This is a genomic window from Alkalihalophilus lindianensis, assembly GCF_032843265.1.
Taxonomy (GTDB): Bacteria; Bacillota; Bacilli; order Bacillales; family Bacillaceae_D; genus Alkalihalophilus; species Alkalihalophilus lindianensis.
The window spans coordinates 1-264 of the sequence record NZ_JAWJBA010000461.1; the positions used below are offsets into that span (position 1 = coordinate 1).

Genomic DNA, 264 nt, shown 5'->3' on the forward strand with positions numbered 1-264 from the left:
GATTTTTGATAGTAAAATTGGTACACTAAGGTGGTGTTAATATTTAATTACCTAGAAGTGAATATTTCGGAGGTGCCTTTCATGTCATCAGTAGTTGTTGTTGGTACACAATGGGGAGACGAAGGAAAAGGGAAAATTACCGATTTTCTTTCTGAAAATGCAGAAGTAATTGCGCGTTATCAAGGTGGTAACAATGCAGGCCATACCATTAAATTTAACGAAGAAACCTACAAACTCCACTTAATTCCATCAGGGATTTTTAAT

At 35.6% G+C, this 264-nt stretch carries 1 protein-coding gene; it reads left to right on the plus strand.

The genetic code is table 11. The annotated features are described in order from the left end of the window. Positions 1-81 precede the first annotated feature (81 nt). Positions 82-264 (plus strand): adenylosuccinate synthetase (locus RYX56_RS23030; protein ID WP_317124212.1); only part of this gene is annotated, 183 nt, incomplete at its 3' end.